Annotated in this window: 6 protein-coding genes; 4 read left to right on the plus strand and 2 right to left on the minus strand. The window is 50.8% G+C overall.

Going from position 1 to position 9,265, the window contains the following annotated elements; genetic code table 11:
- Positions 1-37: 37 nt before the first annotated feature.
- From PG862_RS12440 to PG862_RS12455, 4 genes are all read left to right on the plus strand, one after another.
- Positions 38-1,546, plus strand: a complete 1,509-nt coding sequence (locus tag PG862_RS12440; RefSeq protein ID WP_117796627.1) for a sugar ABC transporter ATP-binding protein — start codon at positions 38-40, stop codon at positions 1,544-1,546.
- The gene (locus PG862_RS12445) at positions 1,546-2,532 is read left to right on the plus strand and encodes an ABC transporter permease (RefSeq protein WP_107001726.1); all 987 of its coding nucleotides are present in this window, start codon (positions 1,546-1,548) and stop codon (positions 2,530-2,532) included. The genes PG862_RS12440 and PG862_RS12445 overlap by 1 nt, the downstream gene beginning before the upstream one ends.
- Positions 2,533-2,568: 36 nt before the next feature.
- Positions 2,569-4,044, plus strand: a complete 1,476-nt coding sequence (locus tag PG862_RS12450; RefSeq protein ID WP_270707592.1) for a glycoside hydrolase family 32 protein — start codon at positions 2,569-2,571, stop codon at positions 4,042-4,044.
- 97 nt (positions 4,045-4,141) lie between these two features.
- Positions 4,142-5,104 (plus strand): carbohydrate kinase family protein, encoded by a 963-nt coding sequence (locus PG862_RS12455; protein ID WP_181357259.1) that lies wholly within the window; start codon positions 4,142-4,144, stop codon positions 5,102-5,104.
- A gap of 116 nt (positions 5,105-5,220) precedes the next feature.
- On the opposite strand, the gene PG862_RS12460 is transcribed toward PG862_RS12455, so the two are convergent.
- Both PG862_RS12460 and PG862_RS12465 read right to left on the minus strand, forming a co-directional pair.
- Complete coding sequence (locus PG862_RS12460) at positions 5,221-6,975, minus strand: [FeFe] hydrogenase, group A (RefSeq protein WP_270707595.1); 1,755 nt, start codon at positions 6,973-6,975, stop codon at positions 5,221-5,223.
- Entirely contained in the window at positions 6,969-8,810 is a 1,842-nt protein-coding gene (locus PG862_RS12465; protein WP_270707598.1) for an NAD(P)-binding protein, read from the minus strand. The genes PG862_RS12460 and PG862_RS12465 overlap by 7 nt, the downstream gene beginning before the upstream one ends.
- Positions 8,811-9,265 lie beyond the last annotated feature (455 nt).

Raw genomic sequence — 9,265 nt, forward strand, 5'->3', positions numbered from 1 at the left:
GGGTTCATTGCCGCATTTCTAAAAAACGGAGGGTTCTATGGGAAAAACAATTCTGGAAATGATAGATATCAAGAAAAGTTTTTCCGGGATCTATGCATTGTCAGGGATCAATTTTTCCCTGGAAATGGGCGAGGTTCATGCGCTTCTGGGAGAAAATGGAGCGGGTAAATCAACGCTTATCAAGGTCCTTGGAGGAATTTATAAACCGGACAGCGGAACAATCAAGATTAATGGTCAGGAAGTTGAGATAAATGGTGTTTCGGATGCCCAGGAGAAAGGAATCGGAATCATACATCAGGAGATCGTCCTGGTTCCGTATCTGACGGTCGCGCAGAACCTGTTCCTGGGACGGGAGATCAAGACGAAATTCGGCACCGTGGATATGCGGGAGACGAACCGCCGGGCAGGCGAGATGCTGGCAAACCTCGGGGTCAATATCCACCCGGATACGCTGGTAGAATCTTTGACGATCGCCCAGCAGCAGATGGTTGAGATTGTAAAGGCGGTATCCTTCGACGGACGGATCATCGTCATGGACGAGCCGACGTCCTCCCTTTCCAATGACGAGGTAGAACAGTTATTTGGAATCATTGAGAGATTAAAAGCAAAACAGGTAAGCATTATATATATTTCCCACCGTATGGAAGAACTGTTCCGGATCTCGGATCGGGTTACCATCATCCGCGATGGCGCCTATGTGGGAACGAAAAAAACATCGGAGACGAATGCGAACGAGCTGGTAGCCATGATGGTAGGACGGGAGTTAGAGAGCTTCTATGCCAGAGATTACAACGATCTGGGACATGCAGAAACGGCGTTGGAAGTGAAGAATTTAACCTGTGAGGGTGTGTTCTCAGATATCAGCTTCCGGGTAAGAAAGGGAGAGATCCTGGGATTTGCGGGTCTGGTCGGAGCCGGACGAAGCGAGATCATGGAATGTATCTTTGGAGCCAGAAAATACCAGAGCGGAACCATTCTTTTAAATGGAAAGGAAGTCCGCTTCACGACACCGATCCAGGCAATCAAGGCGGGCATCGGACTGGTGCCGGAGGATCGGAAAAAACAGGGACTTGTCCTTGGCAATACGGTCGGTTTTAACCTCACGCTGGCATCGATTGACTCTTATATTAACGGAATTGCCATCAGCGACCGGAAATGTCAGGAAGTGATTGATTATTATAAAGAAAAGCTTCATATCAAAGCAGTGGCAGACCGGGTGGAACTGGTGGAAGCGGGAAGCCTTTCCGGCGGAAACCAGCAGAAGATTGTCCTTGGAAAATGGCTGGCAATCAAGCCGGATGTCCTGATTCTGGACGAGCCGACGAGAGGCGTCGATGTCAATGCGAAGTTTGAGATTTATTCCGTTATTAATGAGCTGGCGAAGGCGGGTATCGCCGTTATCATGGTATCCAGCGAGCTGCCGGAGATCATTAATATGTGCGATAACGTATGTGTCATCAAGGCGGGAAGAATGACGGGAATGCTTGGAAGAGAAGAACTGGATCAGGAGAGAATCATGCAGTATGCAGCAGGAGGCGAAGAGTGATGAACGGAAAGAAAAGTACAGCAGGCAATTCGGTACTCTCGGTATTTACCGGAAATACAGGAATTATTGGAGTGCTGGTTATCTTATGTGTGGTAGTCGCACTGGCAACCGATAAATTTTTGACACCGAGCAATATCATTTCAGTGCTCAGACAGATTTCCATTAATACATACATTGCACTGGGAATGACGTTGATTATTATTCTCGGACACATCGATCTGGCAGTTGGCGCGATCGTAGCGATGAGTGGAACTCTGACGGTAGGATTTGTAGTTAATCAGGGACTTCCGATTGGCGTGGCGATTGCGGCTGGAATCATCATCGGTGTTGTGGCTGGTCTGATTGATGGTATGGTTGTATCGAAATTCCGTGTTCCGGCATTTATCATTACGATGGCAATGATGAATGTCTGCAACGGTATCGCGTATGTATATTCGGGCGGACAGTCCACCCGTATTACGGATAAGTTTTTCATTGCAATCGGAACGGGTTATCTGTTTAACATTATTCCGCTGCCGGTTGTCTATATGGTTATTTTAATTATCGTATTTAGTTTTCTGCTTTCTAAAACAAAATTTGGTACCTATGTGTATGCAATCGGCGGAAACCGTGAGGCGGCGCGTCTCTCAGGTGTTCCGATCAAGAAAGTCGAGATCATCGTGTTTACATTGTCGGGCGCCCTGGCGGCGTTTGCGGGTCTGGTTCTGGCATCGAGAATGTATTCCGGACAGCCGTCCGTCGGAAGTGGCTATGAGATGGATGCGATCGCAGCCTGCGTCCTCGGCGGAACCTCGATGGCAGGCGGACGCGGACGTATCAGCGGTACAGTATTCGGCGCGATGGTAATCGGTATTATTTCCAATGGTCTGAATCTGATCGGTGTCAGCTCCTACTGGCAGCTGATTGTAAAGGGTCTGATCATTGCCTGCGCGGTTGTACTGGATTCCCAGAAGGGCAATCTGGCACTCCTCAGAAAAAAGAAATGATTCCAAGAGCACATTTAGAAAGGCAAGGAGAGAAGAATGGACTTTTTCAGAAAAATGTCATTTGCGGATTCGACCGGTGACGCGATTCCGTTTTATCATGAAGGTAAATATCATATTTTTTCACTGACATCCCCGCCAGGAACCACGGTATATCCGGCGAGACTGCGTACTACATGGAGCCACTCTGTTTCGGAGGATCTGGTGCACTGGGAGGAGCTGCCGACAGCACTGTATCCGGGCGAGGGCGATGAGCCGGATGCGTCCGGCGTGTGGACGGGATCGGTTATCTACGGCGAAGGAAAATATCACGCATTCTATACGGGTTACTGCCTGACGGCAGAATATCAGCAGACGATCTGCCATGCGACGAGCGAGGATGGTATCACCTGGACGAAGGACGCGGCAAACCCGGTTATCACGCCGATGATAGAGTTATATGAAAAGCTGGACTGGCGTGATCCGTATGTATTTTATAATGAGGAAGATAAATGCTACTGGATTCTGATCTCGGCGAGACGGCTGGATATGCCGGTGACAAGACGCGGCTGTATCGTCCTGTACCGCTCGAAAGATCTGGTAAACTGGGAGTATTATGGTCCGTTGTATTCGGCAGGCAATACGAATTGTCCGGAATGCAGCGAGATGTACAAGATAGGCGATACCTGGTATCTTTCCTATTCCCGCTTTTCCGAGTTTGTCAACACGATTTACCGCACTTCCAAATCTCCGTTTGGACCGTGGAAAAAGCCGAAGAAAGACGGCATCGGCGGACGCCGCTTCTATGCAGCTAAATCCATGCAGGATGACAACGGGCGCCGTTTCTATTTTGCCTGGGCGCATGACCGTGCAGAAAACAGCGACCGCGGCGAGTGGTACTGGGGTGGCACGTTCTGTATTCCGCATGAGGTCGTTGCAACGGCAGACGGACAGCTGGACGTGAAGCTTCCGGAAGAATATGTAAACTGCTTTAAAGAGAAAGTTGACTGGAAATACCTTCCGGTCATGGGAGAATACAAGCTGTATGGAGATACAACGGTTGAGCTGGATGGATGCGGGACAACCTCGTATGGTTTCCTGGAGCAGCCGGAAGAAAAGTTCCTGTTTACCGGCACGGTGATCCCGAAAGAAGCGAATGATTCCTTCGGAATCCTGTTGAAATCCGACTGGGAGGCAAGCGGCTGCCTGTTCTTAGAGTTTGATGTGGCGATGCAGCGAGTGTCCCTTCTGTCCCTGCCGATGGGAGTTGACCCGTTCTGGGAGCAGTCCTGCCAGGCGGTTCCGAAAGCAACGGAACCGGGACCGGATGGCGTGCGCGTGGCAGAGAAAACCTTCGCGATTGAAAATGGCGTGGCAATCGACGTCAAGATTTCGGTGGATCATGACATGGTAGAGGTATTTGTGGGCGAGCAGGTGGCGTTTACCTATCGTATTTTCCGGAAACCGGAGTACGAGCTCGGTCTGCTGGCGCAGGACGCGAAAGTAGAATTTGCAAATATCGCGATTCGGAAGTAAAATTCCTTGTGAGAGACGAACGGATGTGGCTGTCCGCCTGTGAGAGGGCTGGATGGCGGCACCATTGATATAACTTGTAATACGGAGGATGATTCGTATGAGAATAAAAACAGACATCACAGCGCTGGGAGAGCTTCTGATTGATTTTACTCCAGCAGGCGTTTCACAGCAGGGAATGCGTCTGTTTGAGCAGAATCCGGGAGGTGCGCCGGCCAATCTGCTGGCGGCGGCTGCGAAATTTGGAAGGAAGACAGCATTTATTGGCAAGGTGGGTAAGGATATGCACGGTGATTTCCTGAAGGAAACCCTGATCCGGGCAGGTATCAATACGGACAACCTGATTCAGGATGAGAAGTATTTTACCACGCTTGCATTTGTAAGCCTGAAAGAAAACGGGGAGCGCGAATTTGCCTTTGCGAGAAAGCCGGGGGCAGATACGAATCTGTGCATGAAAGAGATCGATCCGGAGATCCTGGAAAATACGAGAGTATTTCATGTCGGTTCCCTGTCGCTGACCGATGATCCATCCCGGACGGCAACCTATGAGGCGATCAATATTGCTAGAAACAGCGGTGCGGTGATTTCCTACGATCCGAACTACCGGGCGGCGCTCTGGAGTGATCCGGAGACCGCACAGCTTCGGATGCAGTCGCTGATTCCCTATGTAGATATGATGAAGATTTCGGATGAAGAAACCTCGCTTCTGACCCCGTATCAGGACCCGGAGGAAGCGATTCAGTATCTGCTCCGTCAGGGCGTGCACCTGGTGGCAGTGACGCTCGGAAGAGATGGCGCCCTGATCGGCAATGAAAATGGAATCGTAAAAGCGGAGGGCTTTTCCTCCCATGCGGTCGATACAACCGGCGCTGGTGATTCCTTCTGGGGCGGTTTTCTCGCCTCCTATCTGCAGGAAGAAACCTCGCCGGAACACCTGACCCGGGCGCAGATGATTCAGTTTGGCAGGGTCGGCAACGCAGTGGCAAGCCTGTGCGTCGAACGCCGCGGCGGAATCTCGGCAATTCCGGAGATGGAGGAAATTGAAGAGAGGCTGAGAGGCTAGAAGAAAAGATGGAGTAAGTAGTTGGTAACTAGCCTCAGATTGGTCATCTGTGAATGACACAAAACCCCAGAGAGCGGCAACTCTCTGGGGTTTTGTTGTGTGACCGTTTGGATATATTAATATTCCTCCACATGCAGCAGATGATGTGCACGATCGGATAACGGAGCTTCAAGATACTCGTCATACAGTGTCTGAACGGCCTGGTTTTCATGGCTGAACCGGATTGCGCTGTTTACATCATAAGCACGCAGGCACTGGTCGCGGTCTGCGCAGTCCTTCGGCTTATTCTGGAAGGATGGGCGGATCGGCTGGCCGCCGCCGTTGATACAGCCGCCCGGACATGCCATGACTTCAACGAAATCATAGTGGCATTCGCCGCGTTTCATCGCCTGAATGAGGCGTCTGGCCTCTCCTAGGCTGCTGAGTGCTGCACAGTGCAGTTTCACACCCTTGATATCGATTTCCAGTTCCTTAAAGGAACCGATCTGGCGCAGAACCTTCAGCGGACTCTGCTCGTCGATCTCCGGATTTTCACCGGTTACGGTGTGGTAAGCGGTACGAAGCGCTGCCTCCAGTACGCCGCCGCTGGCACCGAAGATCACACCGGCTCCGGTTGCTTCACCGAGAGGATCGTCAAAATCGCACTCCGGAAGTCTGGATACATCGATATGATCGGCCTTGATGAGACGGCATATCTCACGGGTGGTCAGAACATAATCAATATCCTGTCCGGTTCCGGCGCTGTCCATGCCCGGAAGAGTCAGTTCGCGCTTCTTGGACATACACGGCATGATGGAAACACAGGTGATATTTTCCGGTGCAATGCCTTTTTTCTGTGCAAAATAAGTTTTGATGACAGCACCGAACATCTGCTGCGGGGACTTGGCAGTGGAAAGCTGCGGCAGAAGCTCCGGATACTGACTCTTTGCAAAACTGACCCAGCCGGGGCAGCAGGAGGTGAACATAGGCCAGCTGTATTTATCTGGCTGCTGTAAGCGGGCTAAAAGCTCGTTGCTTTCCTCCATAATGGTCAGGTCGGCTGCAAAGTCAACATCGAATACATAGTCAAATCCAACGGATTTTAAGGTGGATACGAAACGTCTGTCAGTAGCAAATTCCGGAGAAAGACCAAATTCTTCACCCCATGCGGCCCGGACAGCCGGAGCGACAACCGCTACGGTTACCTTGTCATCATTTGCCAGTTCGCCGTGAATACCGTTGATGGATTCCACATCATCTCTCTCCTGCAGAGCGGCAGTGGGGCAGTGGGTTACACACTGTCCGCAGAGAGAACAGTCGGATTCTTTGATTTCCAGATTGTGGGAAACATCGACGGTTGTATGGGAACCGGTTCCGGACACATCCCAGATATTTAAGGTCTGGAGCTTGTCGCAGATCTGGACGCAGCGCATGCATTTGATACATTTTCCTGCATCACGGATCAGTGGGAAAGTAGAAGTCCAGATCATTTCCGGATATTCGTTTTTATAACGGTCAACGGTCAGGTTCAGATCACTTGCCACCTGTTTTAATTCACAGTTGGAACTGCGCACACAGGTGGGACAATTGGTGTGATGCTGGGAAAGAAGCAGTTCCACGTTGATCTTGCGGGCTTCGCGGACCCGCGGGGAGTTTGTGAGAATCTCCATGCCTTCCTGAGCCTGGTTGTTGCAGGAGGTAACGAGATGGTGGATTCCCTTCACTTCTACAACGCAGACACGGCAGGCACCGATCTCATTGATATCTTTCAGATAGCAAAGATAAGGAACGTGAAAACCGTTGTCGCGACAGGCGTCCAGAATCCGGGTTCCTTCTGGAACCTGCAGTGGTATATTATTAATTTTGATGGATACAAGATTCGTATTTACCATGATGTGGTCCGCCCTCCTTTGAAGTTTCCATAACCGAAGTGATCACAGCGCAGGCAGCGTCTGGCTTCCTGGCCCGCCTCCTTGAGGCTCATGCCGCATTCGGTAAGTGTAAAGTCACATTTGCGTTCTCCGGCTGGGCGTTCGGTCAGGTTGACGCGTCCACACGGAGTACGGTCGGAGAGATCCGGCTCCGGGATCTCCACATCGCAGGTAATCTGATGGTTGTAGCCGAGATACTGATCGATATTGGCAGCCGCTACTTTTCCGGCTGCAATCGCGCGGATCACGGTTGCCGGACCGGTTGCACAGTCGCCGCCGGCGAAAATACCCGGCATGTTCTGGATGGAGGTCCAGCCAGTCGCCTGGATCACGCCCCATTTGGCGTCGATTCCCTGTTCTACGAAGTAGCGGCTTTCGATGCCCTGACCGACCGCGGCGATGACGATATCGCATTCAACCGGGATAGAGTCGGTGCCGATAGCTTTCGGTGAAGGACGTCCGCCGCGGATTTCTCCCGGCATCTGCTGGCTTACCCAGAGAGCTTTTACCTGGCCGTCCTCGTCTGCTTCAATCCGCTCCGGTGCGTAAAGTTCCATGATCTCTACGCCTTCAGCCATGGCACTTTCAACCTCTTCCGGAAGAGCTGTCATATCAGCTTTGCGGCGTCTGTAGGCAACTGCCACCTTGTCTGCACCCAGGCGGACAGAAGAACGGGCTACGTCCATGGCTACGTTGCCGCCGCCGATGACACAGACCTTCTTTCTGGTAAGATCCGGATATTTGCCGTCGCCGATAGCACGGAGGAATTCGACAGCGGAGATAACACCGCCGGCATCTTCTCCCTCAATACCAATCTTTTTATCACTATGAGCGCCGATGGCGATGTAGATAGCATCATATTCTTTGCGGAGTTCATCCAGAGACAGCTGTCCTGGATCGTTTCCGACCGAAGTTTCAAGACGGACTTCCACACCGGTTTCTAGAATGACATTGATATCATCCTGCAGGCGCTCTCGTGGCAGGCGGTAGCTTGGAATTCCGTACAGCAGCATGCCGCCGAGTTTCTTGCGTTTTTCAAATACAGTGGTCTGATGCCCCATCAGCTGCAGATAATAAGCAGCGCTCAGGCCGCTGGGGCCGCCGCCGATGATCGCGATGCGCTTGCCGGTGGAGGTTGGACAGACCGGTGCCGGTACATATCCTGCCATATCCACAGCTACACGTTTGATCCCGCGGATATTGATAGAATTATCCAGCATGTTGCGGCGGCAGCGGGACTCACATGGACGTTCGCATACCAGCGCACAGGCGGTTGGGAATGGGTTATCCTTGCGGATCAGGCGGACTGCATCGGCATAGCGTCCTTCACCGGTCAGGGCGATGTAACCCGGAATATCAACTCCGGCCGGGCACAGAGCCACACAGGGAACCGGCTGATCAAGATTACTGCGGCAGCGGTTGTGTAAGATATGTTCCATAAAATCCTCTTTGAAGCCGTCCAGTCCTTTTAAAACCATCTGGGCAGCGGTATAGCCGATGGCACAGTCAGCCGTGCTTTCGATGACACGGGCTGTTTCCTCCAGCATGGTTAAATGCTTCATGGTTCCTTTTCCGTTTAGGATGTCTTCCAGAAGATTGGAGAGCTGCGCGAGACCGATTCGGCAGGGAACACATTTGCCGCAGGTTTGTGCATGGCACATTTTTAAAAATGCAGCGGTCAGATCGACAGGACACAGGCCCGGCGGGCTGGCGATGATACGCCGCTCCAGATCCTTATAAAGTCCCTCTACGACATTCTGAGCCTCGCTGTTGGTTGGAATGACGAGTCTGCTCATAGGGTGTGTAACTCCTTTCATAAGTGTGAAAAAATAAACGATATATTTTCGATAAAATATTGGTTTTAGTATAACATAAATAAGAGATTAGATACAAGGGTTATGATAAATTATCTAAAAAGATACAATTCATAGTGAGAAAAACAGAAAAAATAGACAAGAAAACAGAGGCAGGGAGGGAGAAAAAGAAGAAAAAACGGAAAAGTAGAAAAATGAAATGATTTCATAATAGAAAAATAGAAGTTCATTTGCATATAAAAAATTAAATTAAAAATCATAAAAGTGAAAATGTTTTTTGACTGATGAAATGTCCAGGCGGGAAACGCGGGTGCAGCTTGGAATAGGTGTGCCTGCAAATTGAGAAATTCAAGTCGAACGTCCGTGAGACGTGGCGCGTGATTCTGGTCAGCGAAGCTGACATATTCCTATCAGAATCACTGCGCATCCTCGCGGAG

Origin of the sequence: Clostridium fessum, from assembly GCF_027698965.1 — a bacterium.
GTDB classification, from domain to species: domain Bacteria; phylum Bacillota; class Clostridia; order Lachnospirales; family Lachnospiraceae; genus Otoolea; species Otoolea fessa.